The following is a 22517-nucleotide window of genomic DNA, read 5'->3' as shown; positions in this document are numbered from 1 at the left end:
GCCGCTCGTCCGCCGCCGCCGCTGCGCCCGCCGCGTCGGCGCCTGCCGCGGTCGCGCCGGTTCCATCCACGCCGTCGCCCGAAACTGCCGTGGCCGCTCCCGCCACCGCTTCCGCTGCGGCGGCGCCGCTCGCCTCACTCGCCGACATCGTCGGGTCGATCGAAATCCCGGCGGAGGAACTGGCGCGGCCGGACAATGCGGTGGGCGCCGACACGCTGGCGAAACTGCTCGACGACAAGCGCAAGGCCGAAGCCGCCGAAGCGGCAAAGCGCGAGAAGGACGCCGCCGCCGCGAAAGCCAAGGCCGAAGCCGACGCAAAGGCAAAGCAGGAAGCGGCCGAGAAAAAGGCGAATCCCGCGCGCATCTGGGTTCAGATCGCGACCGGCGCGAATGCGAAGGCGCTCGCCACCGATTTCGGCAAATTTGCCAGGAAGCATGCGGCGCTGTTCAAGGGCAAGTCGGGCGCAACCGCCGAGTGGGGCAAGACGCGCCGTCTGCTGCTGGGCCCGTTCAAGGACCGCAAGGCGGCGCAGGACTGGCTTTCCGACTATAAAAAGGCCAGCGGCGACGGCTTCCTGTTCAACAGCGAGGCCGGGCAGGCCGTCGATCCGATCAAATGAGCGTCGCCGCGTGCGCCAGCGATCCCGCCCGCAGCCGTGGGCGCCGTCATGGCGAGCCTGGCCGGGTCGTGCGCGGGCCGCGCGACGATTTCCAGCGCGACCGCGACCGCATCATCCACTCGATCGCCTTTCGCCGCCTGCGCCACAAGACGCAGGTGTTCGTGGCGCCCGACGGCGACCATTATCGCGTCCGGCTGACCCACAGTATCGAGGTGGCCCAGATCGGCCGCGGCATTGCGCGCGCGCTCGGGCTGAACGAGGATCTGACCGAGGCGCTGTGCCTGGCGCACGACATCGGCCATCCCCCGTTCGGCCATGCGGGCGAAGATGCGCTGAAGACTGCCATGGCGGCGCATGGCGGCTTCGATCATAACGGCCATACGCTGCGCACGCTTGCGGCGCTCGAATGCCCCTATCCGCGCTTCGACGGGCTCAACCTGACATGGGAAACGCTGGAAGGGCTTGCCAAACACAATGGCCCGGTCTGCCGTCCCGGCTGGGCGCTCGCCGAAATCGACGGCGATTTCGCGCTCGACCTTGGCAGCCACGCCAGCCTGGAGGCGCAGATTGCGGCGGTGGCCGACGACATTGCCTATGACAATCACGATATCGACGACGGGCTGCGCGCCGGCCTGCTCGACCTGGATCAATTGATGGAGCAGCCGTTTGTTGCAGCCAATTACCGCGCGGTGGAGGGCCGTTTCCCCGGCGCGCCGCGCGATCGTTTGCTGCGCGAACTGGTGCGCGACCAGATCGGCGTGATGGTCAATGATGTCATCGCTGCGACCGCGGCCCAGGTCGCGGACGCGGGCGTTTCCAGCGTCGAAGAGGTTCGGGCCGCGGGGCGGATGCTCGGCGGCTTTTCGGCCGGGCTCGCGGCCGACGAGCGCGAGCTCAAGCGTTTCATGTATGCCAACCTCTATCATCATCCCGAACAACTCGCCGCCGCCGAAGCCGCGAACCAGGTCGTCGGGCGCCTGTTCGCCGCCTATGCCGACGATCCGCGGTTGATGGGCGAAGACTGGTCATCGCGCCTGCCGCAGGAAAATTGCGCGACAGTGCGCCATATCGGTGATTATATCGCGGGCATGACCGATCGCTTTGCCATCGACCGTTATGCCGACATTTTCGGCCGCGATGCGGTCCCCGCCGCGCTGGCTCATGCCTGACGCGCTGATTGTCGGCGCCACGGGGCTCGTCGGGCGCGCGGTGATCGATACTTTTGGCGCGACGCCCATCACAATCCTCGCGCGCCGCGCGGGCGAGGGACTGGCGCCGCATCACAAGGAGTTGGTCGCGCAGCCGGATCGCTGGGGCGACATCATCGCCGCCGAAAAGCCGGCGATCCTCATATCGTGCCTTGGCACCACCATCCGCCAGGCGGGGTCGCAGGCGGCCTTTCGCGCGGTCGACCATGACCTGGTCCTCGCCGCCGCACGCGGGGCGAGGGCGGGCGGCGTGTCGCACATGATCGCGGTCAGTTCGGTTGGGGCTAAGGCGAAAAGCGGCAATTTCTATCTGCGCACCAAAGGCGAGACGGAGGATGGCCTCGGCGCGCTCGGTTTCGCCCGGCTGGACCTGATCCGCCCCGGCCTGCTGCGCGGCGACCGCCCCGGTCCGCAGCGTCTGGGCGAGGGGCTGGCGACGATCGCGGCGCCGCTCACCGACGCGCTGCTGCACGGATCGTTTCGCCGCTATCGTTCGATTTCGGCCGATTGCGTCGCCGCGGCGATCGTCGCGCTCGCGCTAGGCGGCGGTTCGGGCGTGCATATCCACGAAAACGACGCGATCCGTGCGCTGGCCGATTGACTCCGCAAGGGGCCAGCGCCAAGGCTCGCAGCGTCTGTCGAGCCTCCCGCAAAGAGATTCGACCGGCCGCGCGGGAGAGCGTGAGGGCAGGGCAACCGGCGCCTCACCACCGAAGGAGCAACCGCCCCGGAAACTCTCAGGTCAGCAGGACCGCGCAGGCTGGAACGGACACTCTGGAAAGCGTTCCGGCCATCCGCCGGAACCACCGAAGGGGTAACTCCCAGCGCAACCCCGCAGAGGGCGCATGGAGGAAAACTCTCAGGTTCCCGTGACAGAGGGGGCATGGCGACAAGGCGCGGCGATGGGCCGCGCATACGCTATGCAACCGCGGGAGACTGGCATGACCGACACGCAATTCACGGGCGACGAAGCGGCAATCGAGACCGCGACGCTGCCGCTCGACGCCTGGCACCGCGCAAAGGGCGGCCGGATGGTCGAATTTGCCGGATATTGGATGCCGATCCAGTATGAAGGCATCATGGCGGAACATCTGTGGGTTCGCGACCATGCGGGCCTGTTCGACGTCAGCCATATGGGCCAACTCGCGCTGTCCGGTGAGGGCGTCGCCGAGGCGCTTGAAACGCTTGTTCCGGGCGATATTTCGGCGCTGAAGCCGGGCCGGATGCGCTATTCCCTGCTCCTCGACGAAGACGGCGGCATCCTCGACGACCTGATGATCACCAACGAGGGCGACCAGTTCGGCATCGTCGTCAACGGCGCGGTCAAATGGGACGATATCGGTCACCTGCGCGAAAACCTGCCCGACGATATCACGCTCAACCATAATGAAGATTATGGTCTGCTCGCACTGCAAGGACCGAAAGCGGTCGATGCCCTCGCGCGGTTGGTGCCCGAGGCGGCGAACCTCGTCTTCATGCAGGCGATCCGCGCGACCTGGGCAGGCCATGCGATCGCGCTCAGCCGATCGGGCTATACCGGCGAGGACGGGTTCGAGATTTCGCTGCCGAACGAGGCGCTGACCGCCTTTGCCGACGCGCTTTGCGCGATGGACGAGGTAAAGCCGATCGGGCTCGGCGCGCGCGATTCGCTGCGTCTCGAAGCGGGGCTGCCGCTCTACGGCCACGACCTGACCCCCGCGATCGACCCCGCCGAAGCCGACCTTGGCTTCGCCGTCAGCAAGCGCCGCCGGGCCGAGGAAAATTTCCCCGGCGCGGCGCGTATCCTGGGGCACCTCGAAGACGGTCCGCCGCGCAAGCGCGTCGGCCTGCTCGTCGACGGCAAGCTGCCGGTGCGCGAGGGCGCCAAGCTGTTCGACGGCGAGGACGAGATCGGCGTCGTGACCTCGGGCGGCTTCGCCCCCAGCGTCGGGGCGCCGATCGCGATGGGTTATGTCCCGCGCGATCATGCGGTGCCCGGCACGGCGGTCGCGGCCGAAGTGCGCGGCAAGCGGGTGGCCTGCACGGTCGCCGCCATGCCCTTTGTTCCACATAATTATGTTCGTAAAACAGGAGGTTGATCGATGCCGCGTTATTTTACCGAAGAGCATGAGTGGATCGACGTCGACGGCGATGTCGCAACGGTCGGCATCACTGACTTCGCGCAGGGCCAGCTCGGCGACATAGTCTTCGTCGAAGTGCCCGACACCGGCGCCGAACTCAGCAAGGGCGGCGACGCCGCAGTGGTCGAATCGGTAAAGGCGGCAAGCGACGTCTATGCCCCGGTCGACGGCACCGTGACCGAAGGCAACGGCCAGCTGGAAGAAGATCCCGCGCTCGTCAATTCGGACCCCGAAGGCGAAGGCTGGTTTTTCCGCATGACGCTGGGCGACAAGAGCCAGCTCGACGGGCTGATGGACGCGGCCGCCTATAAGGCGTTCTGCGACGCGCTGTAACCGATCGCCCCTCCCGCGGGCGGGAGGGGGAGGGACATGATGACCGACGCCGCACTGACCAACTGCCGCCTGATGGTGGCGACACCCATATATGAAGGCGCGCAGGGCACCTATGTCCGCGCGGCACTCGACCTTGCGCTGCGCGCGCAGGCGATGGGTGTGGCGGTGCGGTTTGAATTCATCCTCTACCAGCCGTCGATCACGCGCGCGCGCAACATGCTGACGGCGATGTTCCTCGCCAGCGATTGCACGCACATGCTGTTCGTCGATGCGGACATTGATTTTTCGCCCGACGATGTTTTTTCGATGGTGCGCGCAATGGAGGCGCATCCGGAAATCGGCGTGCTCGGCGGCGCCTATCCCCGGCGGATGGTCAATTGGGGCAATGTCGCGCGCGCGGTCGAATTGGGGCTGGCAAAGGATAACCCCGCCGACCTGGCGCGCTATGCGGGCGAATTTGCGCTGCATTTCCTGCACCCCGCGCAGAATTTCCGGATGACCGACCTTGTCGAGCTGTCACGGCTTGGCACTGCGATGATGCTGATCCGCCGCGCGGTGTTCGACGGGCTGCGGTCCGCCTTGCCCGAACTTGTGTTCCGGCCCGATCCCGCGGAGCGCCAGACGCATGGCGTGGGGGAGCTTGAGTCGGCCTTTTTCTGCCCGATGATCGAATCCGAAAGCCAGGCGCTGCTGTCGGATGATTACGCCTTTTGCCGCCGCGTTCGCGATGCGGGGTTTCGCATCTGGCTGGCGCCGTGGGTTCGCACGACCCACGCCGGGCCGACCGTCTTTTCGGGCACGCTTGCCGACACCGCCCAGCTTTTTTCTTCCAATCCAGCTTCTTCTCCGGAGTAGTTCATGCGTTACCTCCCTTTGACCAACGATGATCGCGCCGCGATGCTCGCGACCATCGGCGCATTGTCGATCGATGACCTGTTCGTCGATGTTCCTGCCGCGGCGCGGCTCGACGGCCCGATTGCCGACCTGCCAGGCCATGCGAGCGAACTTGCCGTCGAACGTCATATGGGGGCGCTTGCGCGTCGCAGCCGCGCTGCGGGCGACGGGCCGTTCTTCCTGGGTGCCGGCGCCTATCGCCACCATGTGCCCGCCAGCGTCGATCACCTGATCCAGCGCGGCGAGTTTCTGACTGCCTACACCCCCTATCAGCCCGAAATCGCGCAGGGCACGCTCCAGATGCTGTTTGAATTCCAGAGCCAGGTCGCGCGGCTGCTCGGCACCGACGTTGCCAATGCGTCGATGTACGACGGTTCGACCGCCTGCTGGGAAGCGATCGTCATGGCGCGCCGGATCACCAAGCGCACCAAGGCGTTGCTGTCGACGGGGCTGCACCCGCATTATCGCAGCGTCGCACGCACGATGGCGAAATATACCGGCGATGTGCTGGTCGACGGCGACCCGACCCTGGAAGCCGGGACCGACTGGGCGGCGTTGGCGGATAGCGTCGACAAGGAGACGAGCTGTGTCGTCGTCCAATATCCCGACATCCTCGGCCGCATCGACGATATGACGAAACTGGCCGAGACGTGCCAGGCGGCGGGCGCGCTGCTGATTGCGGTCGTGACCGAACCCGTCGCGCTGGGGCTGATCAAGTCGCCCGGCGAAATGGGTGCGGACATCGTGGTCGGCGAGGGGCAGTCGCTCGGCGTCGGGCTTCAGTTCGGCGGGCCTTATGTCGGCCTGTTTGCGTGCAAGACCAAATATGTTCGCCAGATGCCCGGCCGGCTTTGCGGCGAGACCGTCGACGCGAACGGCAAGCGCGGCTTCGTGCTGACGCTGTCGACGCGCGAACAACATATTCGCCGTGAAAAGGCGACCAGCAATATCTGCACCAATTCAGGGCTTTGTGCGCTGGCATTCAGCATTCACATGACATTGCTCGGCGAAGCGGGGCTGCGCCAGCTTGCGGCGATCAACCACGGCCGCGCGAAGCTTGCTGCGGCGGAACTTGCCAGCATCCCCGGCGTGTCGGTGCTCAACGGCAGCTTCTTCAATGAATTCACGCTGTTGTTGCCGACCGCGGCGCGCCCCGTGATCCACAAGCTGGCGGAGATGGATATCCTGGGCGGCGTCTCGCTCGGCCGCCTCTACCCCGACAATGCCGGTCTCGAAAACGGCCTTGTCGTTGCCGTGACCGAAACCGTGACCGAGGCGGATATTGCCGCCTTTGCCGCTGCCCTGAAGGAGGTGCTGGCATGACCGCGCTCAACCGCGCCGGCTGGCGCCCCGAAATGAATGTCGCTGGCGGTGCCGACGACACGACCACCTTCACTGGCAATCGGGCGCTGATGCTCGAGGAAGCCCTGATTTTCGAGATCGGCGGCAGCGAGACGACGGGCGTCGATTTCGACGAGGCTGCGCCCGCCGCCGACCTTGGTGCGCTTGCGCGCACGGCGCCGATCGGCCTTCCGGGCCTCAGCGAATCCGAAACGGTGCGCCACTACACGCGGCTGTCGCGCCAGAATTATGCGATCGACCTTGGCCTGTTCCCGCTCGGGTCGTGCACGATGAAGCACAATCCGCGGCTCAACGAAAAGGTCGCGCGGATGCCGGGTTTTGCCGACGTCCACCCGCTCCAGCCGCAGGAAACGGTGCAGGGCGCCTATGCCGTGATCCATGAGCTTGCCGAATGGCTGATCACGCTGACCGGGATGCACAGCGTTGCGATGTCGCCCAAGGCGGGCGCGCATGGCGAGCTGTGCGGCATCCTGTGCATCAAGGCGGCGCTCGAGGCGCGCGGCGAGGATCGCCGCGTCATTCTCGTCCCCGAAAGCGCGCATGGCACCAATCCGGCGACCGCGGCCTTCGCGGGCTTCACCGTCGAGGATATTCCGGCGACCGAGGAAGGCCGCGTGGACCTCGTAGCATTGAAGGCGCGCCTCGGCCCTGACGTCGCGGGGGTGATGATCACCAATCCCAATACGTGCGGACTGTTCGAGCGCGACATGAAAGCGATTTCCGACGCGGTCCATGCCGCGGGCGGCTATGTTTATTGCGATGGCGCAAACTTCAATGCGATCGTCGGGCGGGTGCGCCCCGGCGACCTGGGCGTCGATGCGATGCATATCAACCTGCACAAGACCTTCTCGACCCCGCACGGCGGCGGCGGTCCGGGTTCGGGCCCGGTGGTGTTGTCCGAAGCCTTGGCTCCGTTCGCGCCACTGCCGTTCGTGACGAAGCAGGGAGAGGTTTTCCGCCTGATCGAGGAGGAGAGCGCCGGCGAGGATCATCCGCAGACCTTTGGCCGCATGACCGCGTTCCACGGCCAGATGGGCATGTTCACCCGCGCGCTGACCTATATCCTCAGCCACGGCGCCGACGGGCTGAAGCAGGTGGCCGAGGATGCGGTGCTCAACGCCAATTATGTGCTGCGCAGCCTCGCGGATGTGCTCGATGCGCCCTTTGCGGCGTCGGGCCCTTGCATGCACGAGGCGCTGTTCAGCGACAAGGGCCTCGCCGAGGGCTTCTCGACGCTCGACATTGCCAAGGGGCTGATCGACGAGGGTTATCATCCGATGACCGTCTATTTCCCGCTTGTCGTCCACGGGGCGATGCTCGTCGAGCCGACCGAAACCGAGAGCAAGGCTGCGCTCGACCAGTTCATCGGCGCGCTGCGCAGCATCGCGATGCGCGCGAAGAACGGTGACCCCGCGCTCAAGGCCGCGCCGCATTTTGCGCCGCGTGCCCGCCTCGACGAAACGCTGGCGGCGCGCAAGCCGGTGCTCGCCTGGGAGGGGTGATGGCCGATCCCGCGCCCGGCCCTGCACGCCCCGAACCGCGCCCGGGCGCCGGGTGCGTGGCGGCGGGCGCGCTGTTCGGGGTCGTGGCGATCCTCGGCTGGCTGATCGCGATCACCGCTTATGGTCTGGTCGTCGAACAGTGGGAGATGATCGCGGTTCGCCGCGATTTCAGTTACGACTGGGTCTTCGTCTGGGCGCCGCTGTTCGCGATCGGGCTGGGCCTGGCGACGGCATTGCTTGCGTCGCGCCGCGCGGCGGCGGCGCGAATGACCTTGCTGATCACCGTCACCGGCGCCATTGCCTTGCTGGCGGGCGTCGTGCTGTTCGGGCTCGGCGGCCTGATCTGACAAGGCGGGGGAGCGCGCGATGAGCTGGGACATGGTCTTTCTGTTGTCGAATTACTGGGCCTTCGCGAGCTGGATCGCGCTGGCCTTCCTGCCGCGCGGCCCGAAAATCCTTGCCGCGATCCTTTACGCCGGGGTGTTCCTGCTTTGCCTGGCCTACACCGTGATGATCGTCGGTTTCCTGACCGGCGGCATCGATCCGGGCGGGCCGGGCGGCGGCGATTTCACCACTTTGAAAGGCGTGATGATGCTGTTCGACAGCCCCGGCGGCGCGACACTCGGCTGGACGCATTATCTGGCGTTCGACTTGTTCACCGGCTTGTGGATCGCGCGCGACGCCGACCAAAAGGGGTTCAGCCGGGCCGCCCAGTTTCCCTTCCTGTTCCTGACGCTGATGGTCGGTCCGGTCGGGCTGCTTGCCTGGCTGATCACGCGCGAGCGCCGCGCGCGGGCACAGGCAAGGGCGAAGGCGTGACGCCGCAACCCTGGATGCCGGGCGACGGCAATCCGGCCGACAAGCGCCACGCCCCCGCGACCTTGCGCAATCGTGACGCCATCGCGGCGGTGCTGGCGGATTGGCTGCCCGCCGTCGGCACTGTGCTCGAAGTCGCAAGCGGGTCGGGCGAGCATGCCGTTCATTTCGCCGCGGCCTTTCCGCATCTCGAATGGCGGCCGAGCGACCCGGACCCCGCGGGGTTGACCTCGATTGCGGCCTATCGCGCCGAATCGGGCCTGGCGAACGTCGCGGCGCCGATCGCGCTCGATGCGGCGGCAATCGTCTGGCCGATCGATCGGGCCGATGCCTTGCTGTGCATCAATATGGTGCATATCAGCCCGTGGGCGGCAAGCCTGGGACTGTTCGCGGGGGCCGCGCGATTGCTTGCGCGCGACGCGCCGCTGATCCTCTACGGCCCTTATATCGAGCCTGACGTCCCGACGGCGGAGAGCAACATCGCCTTCGACGCCAATCTTCGTGCGCGCGACCCGGCATGGGGCCTGCGCGACACCGACAGGGTCAAGGCGGCGGCCGACGCGGCGGGCTTGGCCTTTGCCGAGCGCCGCGCCATGCCGGCGAACAACATCATGCTGCTGTTCCGCCGGACCTGACGGACCTGACAGGATCGACGATCGGCGCTTTACCTCGCGGGCGCAGCCGCTAGCCTTTTCCCAATTGCGCGCAAAAGATGCGATTCGAGGAGAGAGAGCCGATGGGCCGCGACGTTTCGGAGCTGTTTACATTCGACGAATTTCTGACCCATTGGGCCAGCGAACGTCCCGACCGCGTCGGGCTGCGCGAGGAGGACCGCGTCTACAGCTATGCCCAGCTGGACGAACTGACCGCGCGCGCGGCGTCGGCGCTGATCGCGGCCGGGCTGACAAAGGGCGACCGCATCGCGTGGATCGGCAAGAACAGCGACCTTTATTTCACGCTATTTTATGGCGCGGCGCGGGCGGGGATCGTGATGGCACCGATCGGCTGGCGCCTGTCGCCGGCCGAATGGGCGTTCATCGTCAACGACACCCAGGCGAAAATCGTCTTTGCCGGGCCGGGGTTCGAGGGATTGGCGGAACAACTGGCCGGCAAGCTCCAGAATGATCCGGCAATCGTCGGCGCGGCGGACGCCTGGGCGATGATCGAGGGTGCCGGGCGCACGGCGTTCGCGCCGTCTGCGGCGAATGATGCGGTGCTCCAGCTCTATACCTCGGGCACCACCGGCAATCCGAAGGGTGCGGTGCTGTCGAACCGAAACCTCTTCGCGCTTCGCAAGCATTCGAGCACGCTCGACATGCCCTATACCAAATGGGACGATGACGAGGCGGTGCTCGTCGCGATGCCGTGCGCGCATATCGGCGGCACCGGGCTTGGCATCATGGCGCTGGCGGCCGGGCTGCCCGGCATCGTGCTGGCAGAGTTCAACCCGGACGGTGTGTTCGACGCCGTCGAACAGCATGGCGTGACGCGCTTCTTCATGGTTCCGGCGGCGCTTCAGATGCTGCTGATGCATCCGCGCTGCACCAGCGTCGATTACAGCCGCCTCAAATATATCCTCTATGGCGCCGCACCGATTCCGCTCGAACTGTTGCGACAGTGCATCCAGGTTTTTGGTGCGCAGTTCATCCAGGCTTATGGCATGACCGAAACCACGGGCACGATCTCGATGCTGCCGCCCGAGGACCATGATCCGGCGGGCAATGCGCGGATGCGGTCGGCAGGCAAGGCGCTGCCGGGGGTCGAAATCCTGATCCTGGGCCCCGATGGCGATCCGGTGCCGACGGGCGAGGTCGGCGAGGTTGTCACCCGATCGTCGAACAATATGCTGGGATATTGGAACCTGCCCGACGCGACGGCGAACACGATGACTGACGACGGCTGGATACGGACCGGCGACGCGGGCTATCTGGATTCCGAAGGCTATCTGTTCATCCACGACCGGATGAAGGACATGATCATCACCGGCGGCGAAAATGTCTATCCGGCCGAGGTCGAAAGCGCGATTTTCGGGCATCCTGCCGTGCAGGAGGTCGCGGTGATCGGAATCCCCGACGCAAAATGGGGTGAGACGGTAAAGGCGGTGGTTGTCGCCAAGCCCGGCGCCAGCATCGAGGAGGCCGATATCATCGCCTGGGCGCGCGAGCGCATTGCGCCATTCAAATGCCCGCGCAGCATCGATGTGATCGACGCCCTGCCGCGCAATGCCAGTGGCAAGATCCTTCGCAAGGATCTGCGCGCACCCTATTGGCAAGGGTATGAGCGGATGGTCAATTAGGGCCTGCCCGCGCGGTGCGCGATCGTCGGCGCGATCGGCGCGTGAGAATGTGAAAGCCAACCCACTGCGCGCGGCATAAATTGGCCCCACATCCGGCCTTTCGCGCGACCTACACCCCTGAAAGGCCGATGCGCTTTCCTCATGTGCGTCGCAGGACGCGAGGAACATGGAGGGCTCCATCGCAGGGTGGAGCCCTTTTTGCTGGCCGAACCACGTCAAGGCTCAGCCGGACGGCGCATCGCCCGCAATTTCGCCGAGGAGCCAATCGCGGAACCGCTGCATCGCTTCGCTTTCGCTGCGCGACATCAGGCGGGTGAGCCAGTAGCGCCCCGCGTCGATCGTGATCGCAAAGGGCTGGACGAGCGTTTCGGCGGCAAGCTCGCGCGCGAACATCGACGGCGGCGCCAATGCGACCCCCAGGCCGGCGGCCGCGGCCGAGGCCATCAGCGCCGAACTGTCGAAAACCGGGCCGCGCAGCACCGGCGCGGGCAATCCGGCGGCGGCGAACCACAGCGCCCATTCATCTGCGCGGTACGACCGGAGCAAATCTTCGTGGACCAGGTCGGCGGGCGTGGCGAGGCGCGCCGCGATTGCGGGCGCACAGATCGGCGCCATGGGCGCCGCGATCAGCGGCTCGGCCCGCGTGCCGTGCCAGGCGCCGTCGCCAAAACGGACAGCATAATCAAGGGCTTCCCCGGCGAGGTCGACGCGATTGTTGTTCGTCGAGATTCGCAGGTCGATCGCCGGGTGCGCCCGCGCAAAGCGATCGAGGCGCGGAAGCAGCCAGCCGGTTGCGAAGGTGCCGACGACGCCGACTTTCAGCGCCTCGCGAAAGCGGCCATCGGCATATTGACCCAGCGTCGCGGCGATGTGGTCGAACGCGTCGGCGACCACGGGAACCAGCGCATGTCCCTCGTCGGTCAGCGCCAGACCGCGCGGCAGGCGGTGGAAAAGGCGGGTGCCGAGGCGCCGTTCGAGCTGCGCGACCTGATGGCTGACCGCCCCCTGGCTGACGCATAGCTCCAGTCCGGCACGCGTGAAGTTGAGGTGCCGCGCCGCGGCCTCGAATGCGCGGAGAGCGTTGAGCGGGAGTTGGGCGCGGTCCATAGTTTATCATCAATTATTCTCATGGCTTTGTCGAGAAATGATGCTTTGTCGCGCGGGGCGCGGCGCGGCATTCCGGCGCGGAAGGGAGACAGAAATGATCGTGATGATGACTTTTGCCGCGTGGTTGGCCGGGGTGAACCATGTTCCGCTGCCTTTGGCCGACGAGGCGCGCGTGCAGATGGCGGCGGGCGCCGCGACGGCGGCGGCCGACGATCCATTGACGCGGCCGATGGCGGTCGAGCGCGCCAAACAGTGGCTGGCGCCGTTGCCGCCGGAGAAGATTTTCGGGGCGAGCTACCTTGTCGGTTTCGGTGGGCTCAGCGTCGCGTTGATCGACACGGGGGCGGGGCTGGTGCTCGTCGACGGCGCGCTGCCGCAGGGGGCGCCGTTGATCCTGGCGAACGTCCGCAAGCTCGGTTTCGACCCCAAAGACATCAAATTTATTCTGAGCACAGAGCCGCACTACGACCATGGCGGCGGGCTTGCCGCGCTGGCGCGGGACACCGGCGCGACGGTCGTCGCCAGCGCGCGCGGTGCCGAGGGGCTGCGCGCGGGGGCGATGGCAGAGGACGATCCGCAATTGCGCTATGGCGGCACCTGGCCTGCCGTGTCGCGCCTGCGCGTCGTCAAAGATGGCGAGGTGCTGCGGCTTGGCAAGACGGCGATCGCCGCGGTCGCGACGCCGGGCCATACGATGGGCAGCATGAGCTGGCGCTGGCAAGCGTGCGAAGGCAAGACGTGCAAGACGATCGTCTTTGCATCGAGCCTCAATCCCGTGTCCGCCGACGATTATCGCTATACCGCGCCCGCGAGTGCACCGATCGTTGCGGGGTTCGAGGCAAGCTATCGCAAGATGGACGCGATGGCGTGCGACGTGCTGATTTCCGCGCATCCCGACAACGCCGGGCCGGGGCGCTATAACGACGCGCCGGGGGCGTGCCGCGCCTATGCCGACCGATCGCGCAAATTGCTCGCAAAGCGACTGGCGGACGAGCGTTCGCAGGTGGAATAGCCATTTTATCGTCTGTTTTCCAATCTTGTAAGCGTCCGAAACCGCGCTAGGATCGTCGCAGTCCCAGCGCGGTCGAGGATGTTGTTCATGCTGAATATGGGTGTTGTCCTCGGCCTTCTGGCGATGACGATGGATATTTCGATGCCGCCGCCGCGATTTGGACCCGACGGTGGGCCGCCGACGCGCATGTTGTTCGGCTGGACGCCCGGCCAGGCCCAATGCGGCGGGGCGCCGGTCGCCCATGTGACGCTGCGCCGTCCGCTAAGCGAGCTGAGCTGGGGCTTGCCGACAAAGGCGCCGTCGGTTTCCTATCGGTTCGAGATCGATGCCGCGGGACGTCCGCTCTCCATCGTGCGCGACGGGGAGGGCTTTACGGGCTTTTCCGGCGACGTCGCGCCGGCGCTCGCCGCGAGCCGTTTCGCGCCTGGCGTGCGCCAGCATTGCCGCATCAGCTTTGTCGCAAAGGTCGCGCCGCTCGGCGAAGCCGCGGTCGAGGATCTGGTGTCTTATACGATCACGCCGACGTCCGGGCCGTTGCCGACGGAGGGATGGGACCGGATCAAGCGCGCCGGCAATTGCGTCACGGCGCCGTTTCCGCAGCCGCTGCTCCGCGCCTTTCCCGATTTCGACAAAGTGCCCGGAACGCCGGGAGTGAAAGACTGGTCGCTTGTCGGCTATGCCACCGATCGCAGCGGCGCTCCGGTCGCGGTGGAAACGCTGTTCGGGACGGGTAACAAGACGCTCGATGCCGCCGCGCGTAACGCCGTCGCGGCGTCGCGCTTTACCGGCGGGGCGCGGACCGGCTGCCATTATCCATATTGGAAAACGCCGGAGACGCTCGCCGCGCCGCCGGCGCCCGCCGAACAGAGCCTGCGGCCCGAGAATAGCAACTGCCCGGTAAAATCGCGCTGGAGCCGTCCCCTGGCAACGCGTTTTCCCGAACCCTGGCGGCGGCGCGCAATCGAGGGGTGGGCGATCATCACCTATGACGTCGCGCCATGGGGTGCGGTCGGCAATGCAAAGGTGGTGGCGGCGCAGCCTGCCGCCGACTTCGGCCATGCCGCGTTGACGATCGTGCAAAATGCCCGAACCGAGCCGTCGCCGCAGGGCGCAACCGGCTGCGTCGAGACGGTGCGGTTCGCGATGGGGCAACGGACGGCTCCGCTCCCGGTGGAAGATCCCGGCGCGGTCGAGATTTTCTGATCCGCGAGCCCCTGAAGGGGCGCGGTCGCTATTTGTCGACCACCAGGCAGGGCTGGCCGCTCTTGCGCGTCGCCGCGCAGAAGCTTTCGGCTTCGCCCTTGTTCGCAAACCCCCCGGCAAGAAGGCGGGTGAGCTTGCCGCTTTTGACGAAATAGGGCTGGCGGCCCGCAAGCGCGGGGGTCTTTTTTTCGAGCGCCGCCCACAGATTGCGGGCGTTCGCTTCGACGCCGAACGCACCGAGCTGGGCGCGCCATGCGCTGGCCGTGCCGGGCGCGCTGGCGGAGGCTGGGCTGCTGTGGACGCGGGCCGCGGGCGTGGATGCCGCCTTGATCGGCGCGGGACCGGCGGGCGCGGGGCTTTCGGGCGGCGCGCTATAGCTTGTGCCCGGCTGGCCGGTCGCGGCGACAGCATCGGCGGTCGCTTCGGCCGCTGCCGCAGCGGCGGCGCTGGCGACGGGCGACGATGGGGCCGCGGGGCGCGGCGTCGGCGCGGGCGCGATCACCGGCGGCGGGGTGTAGCTGGTGCCCGGCGTCGAAGCGGGCAGGCTGGCGACCTTGACCGCAGAGGCAGGCGCAGGCTTGGGCGCGGGCGGCGCGGCGGCGTTCACCGCGGCCAGGCGCGCCCGCTGTTCGCCCTTTTCGATTTCGGGAATCATCGCCAGCCCACGCTGGCGCTGGTCGAGCGGGATCAGATTGTCGAGCTGGGCGAGGCGCGCCGATGCAATGCCCAGCCCGGCGTCGCTGGCGCGCTTCGTCAGGGCATAGGCGCGCGGCCAATCCTGCTGCGCCAGATCGCCGTTAAAATGCGCGGTGCCCAGCACATATTGCGCCCTCGGTTCGCCGCGCGATGCCGAATTGAGAATGAAGGGCATGGCTTCTTCGCGGCGGTTCGCGGTGAAAAGCACAAGGCCGAGATTGTCCTCCGCCTGAAGATGGCCCTGTTTCGCGGCGCGGCGATACCATGTTTCTGCCTGTGCCAGATCGGCGGGAACGCCGCGGCCCAGCTTATAGGCCTGCCCCAGGTTGAACTGCGCATCGGCGTCGCCGGCCAGCGCGAGCGGGCGCCATTCGGCGACTGCGGCCTGATAATTGCCCGCCTGCCACGCGTCGACACCGTCCTTGACGTCGGCAAAGGCGGGCGCCGCGAACATCGATATCGCGATCAACGGCGAGGCCAGCAGGGCGATGGTGCGGAAAGAACGCATCTTATTCTCCAATGACTTGCGCCGTCGATCACGGCGACAGTCCCCGGAAGCTTCATAGCCCCAATTGGCTAACACGATGTTAGCGACAAAAGCGGTCACGGCGAACTTGATCCGATATGGGACAAGTTCGCGTTGAGCCTTTGTTTACCATAAGCGCGAGGAAGTCGTTCACTCTCTTTTTATCATCGTTAACTCAATTTTAGCGCCCGGCATGGCATCCCTTCGACGATTTTTGGATTTCCGAGGGGGTAACGCAGTGCGCGTATTGGCATTGGCTTCACAGAAAGGCGGGTCGGGCAAGACGACGCTGTCGGGGCACCTGGCGGTGCAGGCGCAGCTTGCCGGCGCCGGCCCGGTCGTTCTGATCGACATCGACCCGCAAGGCTCGCTCGCGGACTGGTGGAACGAGCGCGAAACCGACCTTCCGGCCTTTGCCCAGACCACGGTCGCCCGCCTGGCGTCGGACCTTGAAATCCTGCGCCAACAGGGCTTCAAGCTGGCGGTCATCGATACGCCGCCGGCGATCACCATGGCGATCCAGAGCGTGATTTCGGTCGCCGAACTGATTGTCGTGCCGACGCGCCCCAGCCCGCACGACCTGCGCGCCGTCGGCGCCACCGTCGATCTGTGCGAACGCGCTGGCAAGCCGCTGGTGTTCGTCGTCAACGCCGCGACGCCGAAAGCGAAGATCACCAGCGAAGCCGCGGTCGCGCTGTCGCAGCACGGCACGGTCGCCCCCGTCACGCTTCACCACCGCACCGATTATGCCGCGTCGATGATCGACGGCCGCACGGTGATGGAAGTCGACCCCAACGGCCGCTCGGCCGACGAGATTCGGCAGCTGTGGACCTATATGAACGATCGCCTCGAAAAGAACTTCCGCCGCACCGTTTTTGCCGCGCCGATCCCGACGCAGGGCAATTATGGCGCGGTCCGTCCGATGGGTGGTGGCTTCGGCCGCCGCATCGCTGGTCAGTGACGGGAGCGGGAACCATGGGCGAACCCAAACCCCTCGCATCGCTGAGCGCAGGCCTCCTTGCCCGCAAGGGCGGGGCGCGTCCCGCGATGCGCCGCCAGCCGCTCGGCAGCGGCCCCGCTCCGGTCAACAGCGGTGGCTATGACGATCTTGGCTGGAATGACATGGGCTATGATGTCGATCCCGACCAGTCGGCCGAACCCGCGCGGATGCTCGATCTGAAGCCGTTGCTCACCGGGTCGGTGCTGGCGCATAATGCCGAGGCCGAACATGCGGTCGATGACAGCGTGGGTGCCGAATATGCGCCGACATTTTCGGACGAGGCGCATGGCCTGACCGACGGCTATGGCGCCGAACAGTTCGAGGCCGAGGCTCCCGAAGTCCCCGAAATCGTCCGTCAGCAGGAATCGCTGATCGAGCGCGTCGCCGCGGTGGCGCGCAAGGTGGAGGCGCGTCCCGAACCGAAAGCGAAGAAGGAAAAGGCGCCGCGCGCGCTGCGTGCTCGCGAAAAGGCCGCCTTTACGCTGCGCCTCGACGCCGAACGCCATCTGCGCCTGCGGCTCGCGAGCGCGGTGACGAACCGGTCGTCGCAGGTGATCCTGACCGACCTGCTCGACGAATATCTGTCTTCGCTGCCCGAAATCGACGCGATGGCAAGCCGTCTGCCGGCGGCGCGCCCGTCGCGCCAGACGCAGCGTTAAGCACCAAGAGGGGACCCCGACATGAACCGCAATATGCTGATGAACCTGGCCGTTTCGGGTTTCGTGCTGGGCGTCGCGACCGGATGCAGCGGCATGGGCAAGATGGCCGATGCGCCGTCGCGTGCCGCCGGAAAACCGGCAGTCGCCGCGAAATCGGCCGACCAGGCGCGCGTTGCGCTGGAAGCCGGCAAGGCCAGCAAGGCCGTCGGCCTTGCCGAAGCGGCGGTGGCAGGCAGCCCCCGCGATGCGAATTATCGCGCGCTGCTGGGACAGGCCTATCTGAACGATGGTCGCTTTGCCTCGGCCGCCGCAGCACTTGGCGAGGCGGTCGAACTGGGTGCGACCGACAGCAACACGATCCTGTCGCTGTCGCTGGCGCAGATCGCGCAGGGCAAGAATGCCGACGCGGTCGCGCTGCTGACGCAGCATCGCGACACCGTGCCGGCGTCCGACATCGGGCTGGCGCTTGCGCTGGCGGGCGACAGCGAGGGTGCCATTTATGTGCTCAGCGAAGCCGCACGGGCCGAAGGCGCCAGTGCGCGCACGCGGCAAAATCTGGCGCTCGCCTTTGCGCTGTCGGGGCGTTGGGCGCAGGCGCGCATCCTGGCGTCGCAGGACCTGTCCGCCGCGAAACTCGAAGGGCGAATGGCCGAATGGTCGAAACTGGCCGAACAGCCGAACGCACAGATCCGCGTCGCGAGCCTGGTCGGCACCAAAGCGCAACAGGACGCGGGAATGCCCGTGCGCCTTGCGCTCAGCAATTTCGGCGAAACGCAAATGGCCGCCGCCGAACCCGCAACCGAGCTGGCAAGCGCCGATCCGGCGCCGGTCGCCGCCTATGCGCCGCCGCCGCCGGTTCTGACCCCGGTCCTTGCCGACGCGGGCAATGCGATCCGCAGCATCGAACTCCCGATGCCCGAACGCGGCGCCGATGGCGTGGTGCCCGTAACCGAATTGCCGCAGCCGAAACCGGCGGGCGAAGTCATCCTGGCCGATGCGGCGCCCTATCGCGCCGCGCCGCGCGTCGCGGGCGAGGGCCGTATCCGGCCTGCACAGAAACAGGCGATCGAACTGGCAACGGTGTTGATTCCCAAGGCGATGGGGTTCGATGCGAAAAGGCCCAATGGCTGGGCCGTGCAGCTGGGTGCGTACGACAGCCTGGGCATCGCCAAGGAAAAATGGGGCACGCTGAAGAAACGCAATGCGATGCTGGCAAGCTTCCCGGCGTCAAGCCACGCGGCGAACGTCAAGGGTCGCACCTTCTATCGCCTGACGGTCAATGGCCTTGCCACGCGCGCCGATGCGGCGAGCCTGTGCAGCCAGCTCAAGGCGCAGGGCCAAACCTGCTTCATCCGCGCGATGGGCGGCAGCGAACATATTCAATGGGCGGCAAAAAGCAGCCCGCTGCGTCTCGCTTCGCGTTAAAATCTAATCCGCCGAATTGGGGGGGAGGGGCGTGGTCGCAAGACCGCGCCTCTTTGATTTTTGGCTGGGATTTTTGGCTGGGCGCGAAGGGCGCACGGCTTCGGGAATGAGCGGGGTGGGCGTCAACCCACCCCGGCCCGATTACATGCCGTCGAGACCCTTGCTGACCAGAATGTTCACCGCAACGCGGCGATTCTGGGCCTTGCCTTCGGGGGTGCTGTTGTCCGCCGCCGGGTCGGCTTCGGCCATCCCGGTGGGGGTCAGCATCCGATAGGGTTTCCAGCCGCACGCCTGCTGAAGATGATTGACGACGCGGCTTGCCCGCTTTTCGCTGAGCACCTGGTTCAGTTCCTGGCTGCCGGTGGAGTCGGTGTAGCCGACGACCAGCAACAGGGCGTTGTCCATGCCCTCGGCCTGGCTCGCGGCGCTGCAAAGATCGGCTTTCGCCTGCTCGGTCAGCACGGCCTTGCCCGTGTCGAAGTTCACATTGGTCGTGCCCTTGACATTATATTGGTCGATATCGCCGACCCGGCTGCGCAGCGCTTCGGTGGCCGCCGTCTGTTCGGCGAAACGCTGGTTGGTCCCGGTATGGATCATCGACGCCGTCCGCAGGTCCTTGCTTTTCAGATCGACCTGGCTCGCCACAAGGCCGCCGTCCCACTGCAAGGTATCGACGCTCACGGGCAGGCCGTTGAGCAGCGCGTCGGCCGCAAGCTTGTCGCGGTCGAGGCCCAAAAAGCCGCCGCTGCTCTTGATCTTGGTATAGTCGGCAATGGCGATCGTGGTCGCGCTGCCGTCGGCGGTGGTCACGTCCATCCGGCCATCGCGGCGCGCGGAGATGATCCCTTCGACCTTCGGCCCCTTGGTCATCTGATCGGGCGACGGCAAGGTGCCGACGACCGTCGCCATGACGTCCCCGTCATTCGGGTCCTGCTGCTGCGCGGCCAGGCTGCCCGCGGCCGGACCGGCCAGCACGGCCAGCGCCAACAAGGCGCCCGAGCTTTTGAAAATAACACCCATACGCTACTCCTTCATCTGGAACGGAAGGGCAGCGCATGATCACTGGCCCTTTCAGGCAGAGCGACTCTTGATATGGATGAAGGTTGCGCGGATCGTCGGCCGTAATGCACGGCGTGTCGCGAATGGGCGAAATCAGCCCTTTTGCCGTTCGCGGGCGCGTTTGAACCCCTCACGGTCCATGCAACGCGCCAGCCAGTCCTTCGTTGCGTCGCCCAGCATATCGTCGGCGCCAAGCGTCGTTGCAAGGAAAGCGGCGTAAGCGATTGTGATATCGGCAATCGTAAACCGACCTGCGACCAGCCATTCGCGCCCGTCGGCCAGCGCCGCCTCGATGCTCTTTGCCCGTCCGCCGAAGAAGGCCCTGTAATCCTCGACCGCCTGCGCCAGCCTTCGCTCGGGCACCTCGACCCGCGTATAACGGATCATGATCGCCAGCGGGAAGGTCAGCGTCGCGTCGCTGCGGTGCAGCCAGTTGCGCGACGCCCAATAATCGCCTTCGTCGCGCCGGACTTCCAGCGGCGTGCCTTCGGCGATGCGCTCGCAGATCGCCGCCGATTCGGTCATCAATCGGCCGTCCTCGACCCAGCCGGGGATCGTCATCAACGGGTTTACCGCACGATAATCGGGTTCAAATGCGCGCGGCGGGAATTTCAGCAAGCGCAAGTCGATGTCAATTCCCGCCTCTTCGACCGCCCACAGGCAGCGCAGCGACCGCGCGTCGGGACAGTGGTAGAGGATCGGGCGCGAATTTTCCTGGGTCATGCGGCAACCTCCTTTGGCCGGTCGATATGGCGGCGATGTTCGCGCCAGGCGATGAACAGGCCCGACGCGATGATCAGCGGCGCGCCGACCCAGGTCGTGTCGGCCGGCATGGTGCCAAAGAACCACCAGCCCGCGGCGATCGCCCACAGCAGGCTGGAATAATCCATCGGAATGACGACCGAAACGGGCGCGAGGCGAAGTGCGCCGGTCAGCGACATCTGCACGACCGCTCCCAGGAAGCCGAGGCCGATGAGGAGCAGCCATTCATCGGCGCTGTGCGGGGTGATGACGAAGGGCAGCGCGATGCCGAGCGGGATCATCGACAGCAGGCTGAACCAGAAAACGATCGTCGCGGCATTTTCGGTTCGGCCGAGGTCGCGCACCGCAATGGTGATCAGCGCGGTCATGATCGCGCCGGTCAGCGCGACGATGGTGCCGACGCCGTGTGCGCCGCCGAAGCCGCCCGCAAAGCTGGCGATGGGGTCGAGCACGACAAGCACGCCGACGAAGCCGACGATCACCGCTCCCCACCGCTGCCACCCCGTCGCCTCGCCCAGCAGGATCGCGGCAAAGATGACTGCGAAGATCGGGACCGACAGGCTGATCGTGGTCGCTTCGGCCATCGGCAACAGGATCATCGCGCCGAAATTGCACGCCATGCCCGTCAGGCCCATCAGCATCCGCCGCGCGTGGGCGCCGATCCGCCGCGTCTTCAGCGACGACAATCCCCCCGTTGCCATGACCCAGGCGAGCAGGAAGGGCAGGACCAGCGCCTGACGCCAGAAAAGGCTTTCGACAATATGGATGCCCGCCGCATCGATATATTTGACGAGAACGAACATCAGCGACAGGCTGATCATCGCCAGCAACCGCAAGCCGATGCCGCCGAGATAATTTTGGGGAGGACCGTCGAGCGGGGCAGGGGGCGGAGCGTCGCGCATGCGAAATTGCGCATATCAGCCCGGTTGCAAGGTGCAACCCGTCATCCCTCTTGCCCCGCCTCCGCAATCCGGCTAGTGGCGCACTCCGGCCTAGGGGTATAGCTCAGTTGGTAGAGCATCGGTCTCCAAAACCGAGGGTCGTAGGTTCGAGTCCTACTGCCCCTGCCAGGCCGGCATAAAGAGGCCACGTCCTCGCCCATCCTCCCTTTTTCGGGCGCGGGGGCTTTCAAGTCCGGGACGGCCCGGCGGCCTTTAAGGGAGGCTGTCATGGCCTGGATTTACCTGACGATCGCCGGACTTTTCGAGATCATTTGGGCGTTTTCGATGAAGCAGTCGGAAGGCTTCACGCGCCCGGGTGCAACCGCGGTCACGATTGCCGCGATGATCGCGAGCTTCGCGCTGCTGTCGCTGTCGATGAAATCATTGCCGCTTGGCACCGCTTATACGATCTGGACCGGGATCGGCGCGGTCGGCGCGTTCCTTGTCGGTATCTTCGTGCTCGGCGAACAGGCCAACGCAATGCGCATCGGCGCGGCGGTCCTGATCGTCAGCGGACTGGTGCTGATGAAACTGTCCTCGCCTGCCTGAACCTAGTCCGCCTTCATCACGAAGGCGGGGCCCAGGTCGATCGTCCGCGCCGCGTCGCCCAGTGTCAGCGCGACATTCGCCTTGCCGGCGGGATAGTCGCCGTTCGCAACGCCTTTCACATGCACCAGCCGCCATTCGTTCGACAGCATGACGCGTCCCTGCACGATCGGTGCATGGGGTGCGCTGTTTTGCTGGATCGCCGCGCCAAGGCCGGTCGGAGCCTCGCCCGCATTCCCGGCGACCCGGACCCAGAAAGCGAGGATCAATCGGTCGCCCTTGGCGATGTCGCGCTGGATGGCCGTTCGACGCGCCGCAATATCTGTTGCTGAACCTCGCCGTCGGCGGAGCGATGGGGGGCGCGGTCGACGACGCGATCTTCCCGATCCGTTTCGAGATCGAGCATGTCCGCGTCTATCGGCAACGCTCG

24 protein-coding genes, 1 tRNA gene and 2 riboswitches are annotated in these 22517 nt (G+C 66.3%); of the genes, 19 read left to right on the top strand and 6 right to left on the bottom strand.

Annotation, left to right across the window (positions count from 1 at the left end):
• From A3E77_RS00505 to A3E77_RS00450, 12 genes are all read left to right on the top strand, one after another.
• Positions 1 to 620, top strand: a 620-nt coding sequence (locus A3E77_RS00505) for an SPOR domain-containing protein (RefSeq protein ID WP_293642952.1), incomplete at its 5' end; no start/stop codon positions are given.
• Positions 617 to 1789: a deoxyguanosinetriphosphate triphosphohydrolase gene (locus A3E77_RS00500; protein WP_293642951.1), complete on the top strand. Its 1173-nt coding sequence runs from the start codon at positions 617 to 619 to the stop codon at positions 1787 to 1789. The genes A3E77_RS00505 and A3E77_RS00500, both read left to right, overlap by 4 nt.
• Positions 1782 to 2429 carry a Rossmann-fold NAD(P)-binding domain-containing protein gene (locus tag A3E77_RS00495; protein ID WP_293642950.1) on the top strand — a complete coding sequence of 216 codons (648 nt, stop codon included), beginning with the start codon at positions 1782 to 1784 and terminating at the stop codon, positions 2427 to 2429. Before A3E77_RS00500 ends, A3E77_RS00495 begins: the two co-directional genes overlap by 8 nt.
• A 61-nt stretch (positions 2430 to 2490) precedes the next feature.
• A riboswitch (glycine riboswitch) is annotated at positions 2491 to 2592 on the top strand.
• Positions 2593 to 2714: riboswitch (glycine riboswitch) on the top strand.
• A 55-nt stretch (positions 2715 to 2769) separates the two neighbouring features.
• On the top strand, positions 2770 to 3906 hold the full coding sequence (gene gcvT / locus A3E77_RS00490; protein ID WP_293642949.1) for a glycine cleavage system aminomethyltransferase GcvT: 1137 nt from the start codon (positions 2770 to 2772) through the stop codon (positions 3904 to 3906).
• Between the two features lie 3 nt (positions 3907 to 3909).
• Positions 3910 to 4281 carry a glycine cleavage system protein GcvH gene (gene gcvH / locus A3E77_RS00485; protein ID WP_293642948.1) on the top strand — a complete coding sequence of 124 codons (372 nt, stop codon included), beginning with the start codon at positions 3910 to 3912 and terminating at the stop codon, positions 4279 to 4281.
• 39 nt (positions 4282 to 4320) lie between these two features.
• Positions 4321 to 5136, top strand: coding sequence for a glycosyltransferase family protein (locus tag A3E77_RS00480; RefSeq protein WP_293642947.1), 816 nt, complete (start codon positions 4321 to 4323; stop codon positions 5134 to 5136).
• Positions 5137 to 5139: 3 nt separating this feature from the next.
• Positions 5140 to 6498: an aminomethyl-transferring glycine dehydrogenase subunit GcvPA gene (gene gcvPA, locus A3E77_RS00475; RefSeq protein WP_293642946.1), complete on the top strand. Its 1359-nt coding sequence runs from the start codon at positions 5140 to 5142 to the stop codon at positions 6496 to 6498.
• Between the two features lie 32 nt (positions 6499 to 6530).
• Complete coding sequence (gcvPB, locus tag A3E77_RS00470; RefSeq protein ID WP_293642974.1) at positions 6531 to 8039, top strand: aminomethyl-transferring glycine dehydrogenase subunit GcvPB; 1509 nt, start codon at positions 6531 to 6533, stop codon at positions 8037 to 8039.
• Entirely contained in the window at positions 8039 to 8386 is a 348-nt protein-coding gene (locus A3E77_RS00465) for a hypothetical protein (RefSeq protein ID WP_293642945.1), read from the top strand. Before gcvPB ends, A3E77_RS00465 begins: the two co-directional genes overlap by 1 nt.
• A gap of 19 nt (positions 8387 to 8405) precedes the next feature.
• Positions 8406 to 8858 (top strand): abscisic acid-deficient protein Aba4 family protein, encoded by a 453-nt coding sequence (locus A3E77_RS00460; protein ID WP_293642944.1) that lies wholly within the window; start codon positions 8406 to 8408, stop codon positions 8856 to 8858.
• A 14-nt stretch (positions 8859 to 8872) separates the two neighbouring features.
• A complete protein-coding gene (locus tag A3E77_RS00455; protein ID WP_458574390.1) occupies positions 8873 to 9490 on the top strand; it encodes a DUF938 domain-containing protein in 618 nt (205 codons plus the stop codon).
• A gap of 101 nt (positions 9491 to 9591) precedes the next feature.
• Complete coding sequence (locus tag A3E77_RS00450) at positions 9592 to 11151, top strand: fatty acid--CoA ligase (RefSeq protein ID WP_293642942.1); 1560 nt, start codon at positions 9592 to 9594, stop codon at positions 11149 to 11151.
• A gap of 222 nt (positions 11152 to 11373) precedes the next feature.
• Here A3E77_RS00450 and A3E77_RS00445 read toward each other — a convergent pair whose 3' ends face one another.
• Positions 11374 to 12258, bottom strand: coding sequence for a LysR family transcriptional regulator (locus tag A3E77_RS00445; protein ID WP_293642941.1), 885 nt, complete (start codon positions 12256 to 12258; stop codon positions 11374 to 11376).
• Positions 12259 to 12352: 94 nt separating this feature from the next.
• Here A3E77_RS00445 and bla point away from each other — a divergent pair, with 94 nt between their 5' ends.
• Together bla and A3E77_RS00435 are read left to right on the top strand one after the other, a co-directional pair.
• Positions 12353 to 13270 carry a subclass B3 metallo-beta-lactamase gene (bla, locus tag A3E77_RS00440; RefSeq protein ID WP_293642940.1) on the top strand — a complete coding sequence of 306 codons (918 nt, stop codon included), beginning with the start codon at positions 12353 to 12355 and terminating at the stop codon, positions 13268 to 13270.
• Positions 13271 to 13357: 87 nt separating this feature from the next.
• Positions 13358 to 14473: an energy transducer TonB gene (locus tag A3E77_RS00435; protein WP_293642939.1), complete on the top strand. Its 1116-nt coding sequence runs from the start codon at positions 13358 to 13360 to the stop codon at positions 14471 to 14473.
• 28 nt (positions 14474 to 14501) lie between these two features.
• Here A3E77_RS00435 and A3E77_RS00430 read toward each other — a convergent pair whose 3' ends face one another.
• Positions 14502 to 15677 carry an SPOR domain-containing protein gene (locus A3E77_RS00430; RefSeq protein WP_293642938.1) on the bottom strand — a complete coding sequence of 392 codons (1176 nt, stop codon included), beginning with the start codon at positions 15675 to 15677 and terminating at the stop codon, positions 14502 to 14504.
• 256 nt (positions 15678 to 15933) lie between these two features.
• Between A3E77_RS00430 and A3E77_RS00425 the strand changes: the two genes are divergently transcribed.
• The 3 genes from A3E77_RS00425 to A3E77_RS00415 are packed head-to-tail and all read left to right on the top strand — an operon-like array spanning position 15934 to position 18779.
• Positions 15934 to 16656 carry a ParA family protein gene (locus A3E77_RS00425; protein WP_293642937.1) on the top strand — a complete coding sequence of 241 codons (723 nt, stop codon included), beginning with the start codon at positions 15934 to 15936 and terminating at the stop codon, positions 16654 to 16656.
• Between the two features lie 14 nt (positions 16657 to 16670).
• Positions 16671 to 17354: a hypothetical protein gene (locus tag A3E77_RS00420; protein WP_293642936.1), complete on the top strand. Its 684-nt coding sequence runs from the start codon at positions 16671 to 16673 to the stop codon at positions 17352 to 17354.
• Between the two features lie 21 nt (positions 17355 to 17375).
• Positions 17376 to 18779, top strand: a complete 1404-nt coding sequence (locus A3E77_RS00415; RefSeq protein ID WP_293642935.1) for an SPOR domain-containing protein — start codon at positions 17376 to 17378, stop codon at positions 18777 to 18779.
• A 141-nt stretch (positions 18780 to 18920) separates the two neighbouring features.
• Here A3E77_RS00415 and A3E77_RS00410 read toward each other — a convergent pair whose 3' ends face one another.
• From A3E77_RS00410 to A3E77_RS00400, 3 genes are all read right to left on the bottom strand, one after another.
• The gene (locus A3E77_RS00410) at positions 18921 to 19799 is read right to left on the bottom strand and encodes an OmpA family protein (RefSeq protein WP_293642934.1); all 879 of its coding nucleotides are present in this window, start codon (positions 19797 to 19799) and stop codon (positions 18921 to 18923) included.
• Between the two features lie 132 nt (positions 19800 to 19931).
• On the bottom strand, positions 19932 to 20561 hold the full coding sequence (locus A3E77_RS00405) for a glutathione S-transferase family protein (protein ID WP_293642933.1): 630 nt from the start codon (positions 20559 to 20561) through the stop codon (positions 19932 to 19934).
• Positions 20558 to 21502 carry a DMT family transporter gene (locus A3E77_RS00400; protein WP_293642932.1) on the bottom strand — a complete coding sequence of 315 codons (945 nt, stop codon included), beginning with the start codon at positions 21500 to 21502 and terminating at the stop codon, positions 20558 to 20560. Before A3E77_RS00400 ends, A3E77_RS00405 begins: the two co-directional genes overlap by 4 nt.
• 92 nt (positions 21503 to 21594) lie before the next feature.
• Between A3E77_RS00400 and A3E77_RS00395 the strand changes: the two genes are divergently transcribed.
• Both A3E77_RS00395 and A3E77_RS00390 read left to right on the top strand, forming a co-directional pair.
• Positions 21595 to 21670: transfer RNA gene (locus A3E77_RS00395), tRNA-Trp, on the top strand.
• Between the two features lie 99 nt (positions 21671 to 21769).
• Positions 21770 to 22090: a DMT family transporter gene (locus tag A3E77_RS00390; RefSeq protein ID WP_293642931.1), complete on the top strand. Its 321-nt coding sequence runs from the start codon at positions 21770 to 21772 to the stop codon at positions 22088 to 22090.
• 2 nt (positions 22091 to 22092) lie between these two features.
• Here A3E77_RS00390 and A3E77_RS00385 read toward each other — a convergent pair whose 3' ends face one another.
• On the bottom strand, positions 22093 to 22356 hold the full coding sequence (locus tag A3E77_RS00385; RefSeq protein WP_293642930.1) for a hypothetical protein: 264 nt from the start codon (positions 22354 to 22356) through the stop codon (positions 22093 to 22095).
• Between the last annotated feature and the right edge of the window lie 161 nt (positions 22357 to 22517).

The organism is Sphingopyxis sp. RIFCSPHIGHO2_12_FULL_65_19 (genome assembly GCF_001830555.1).
Classification (GTDB): Bacteria; Pseudomonadota; Alphaproteobacteria; order Sphingomonadales; family Sphingomonadaceae; genus Sphingopyxis.
Note: the sequence above shows the minus strand (reverse complement) of the source record. Positions and strands in the feature narration are given on the sequence as shown.

Bases quoted from the DNA above. Each gene is read 5' to 3' on its own strand.
- A3E77_RS00465 (WP_293642945.1), top strand. From the start codon at position 8,039: ATGGCCGATCCCGCGCCCGGCCCTGCACGCCCCGAACCGCGCCCGGGC.
- gcvH (WP_293642948.1), top strand. From the start codon at position 3,910: ATGCCGCGTTATTTTACCGAAGAGCATGAGTGGATCGACGTCGACGGC.
- A3E77_RS00445 (WP_293642941.1), bottom strand. From the start codon at position 12,258: ATGGACCGCGCCCAACTCCCGCTCAACGCTCTCCGCGCATTCGAGGCC.
- A3E77_RS00455 (WP_458574390.1), top strand. From the start codon at position 8,873: ATGCCGGGCGACGGCAATCCGGCCGACAAGCGCCACGCCCCCGCGACC.
- A3E77_RS00500 (WP_293642951.1), top strand. From the start codon at position 617: ATGAGCGTCGCCGCGTGCGCCAGCGATCCCGCCCGCAGCCGTGGGCGC.
- bla (WP_293642940.1), top strand. From the start codon at position 12,353: ATGATCGTGATGATGACTTTTGCCGCGTGGTTGGCCGGGGTGAACCAT.
- A3E77_RS00435 (WP_293642939.1), top strand. From the start codon at position 13,358: ATGCTGAATATGGGTGTTGTCCTCGGCCTTCTGGCGATGACGATGGAT.
- A3E77_RS00430 (WP_293642938.1), bottom strand. From the start codon at position 15,677: ATGCGTTCTTTCCGCACCATCGCCCTGCTGGCCTCGCCGTTGATCGCG.
- A3E77_RS00400 (WP_293642932.1), bottom strand. From the start codon at position 21,502: ATGCGCGACGCTCCGCCCCCTGCCCCGCTCGACGGTCCTCCCCAAAAT.
- A3E77_RS00390 (WP_293642931.1), top strand. From the start codon at position 21,770: ATGGCCTGGATTTACCTGACGATCGCCGGACTTTTCGAGATCATTTGG.
- gcvT (WP_293642949.1), top strand. From the start codon at position 2,770: ATGACCGACACGCAATTCACGGGCGACGAAGCGGCAATCGAGACCGCG.
- gcvPA (WP_293642946.1), top strand. From the start codon at position 5,140: ATGCGTTACCTCCCTTTGACCAACGATGATCGCGCCGCGATGCTCGCG.
- A3E77_RS00480 (WP_293642947.1), top strand. From the start codon at position 4,321: ATGACCGACGCCGCACTGACCAACTGCCGCCTGATGGTGGCGACACCC.
- A3E77_RS00410 (WP_293642934.1), bottom strand. From the start codon at position 19,799: ATGGGTGTTATTTTCAAAAGCTCGGGCGCCTTGTTGGCGCTGGCCGTG.
- A3E77_RS00415 (WP_293642935.1), top strand. From the start codon at position 17,376: ATGAACCGCAATATGCTGATGAACCTGGCCGTTTCGGGTTTCGTGCTG.
- gcvPB (WP_293642974.1), top strand. From the start codon at position 6,531: ATGAATGTCGCTGGCGGTGCCGACGACACGACCACCTTCACTGGCAAT.
- A3E77_RS00405 (WP_293642933.1), bottom strand. From the start codon at position 20,561: ATGACCCAGGAAAATTCGCGCCCGATCCTCTACCACTGTCCCGACGCG.
- A3E77_RS00460 (WP_293642944.1), top strand. From the start codon at position 8,406: ATGAGCTGGGACATGGTCTTTCTGTTGTCGAATTACTGGGCCTTCGCG.
- A3E77_RS00450 (WP_293642942.1), top strand. From the start codon at position 9,592: ATGGGCCGCGACGTTTCGGAGCTGTTTACATTCGACGAATTTCTGACC.
- A3E77_RS00495 (WP_293642950.1), top strand. From the start codon at position 1,782: ATGCCTGACGCGCTGATTGTCGGCGCCACGGGGCTCGTCGGGCGCGCG.
- A3E77_RS00420 (WP_293642936.1), top strand. From the start codon at position 16,671: ATGGGCGAACCCAAACCCCTCGCATCGCTGAGCGCAGGCCTCCTTGCC.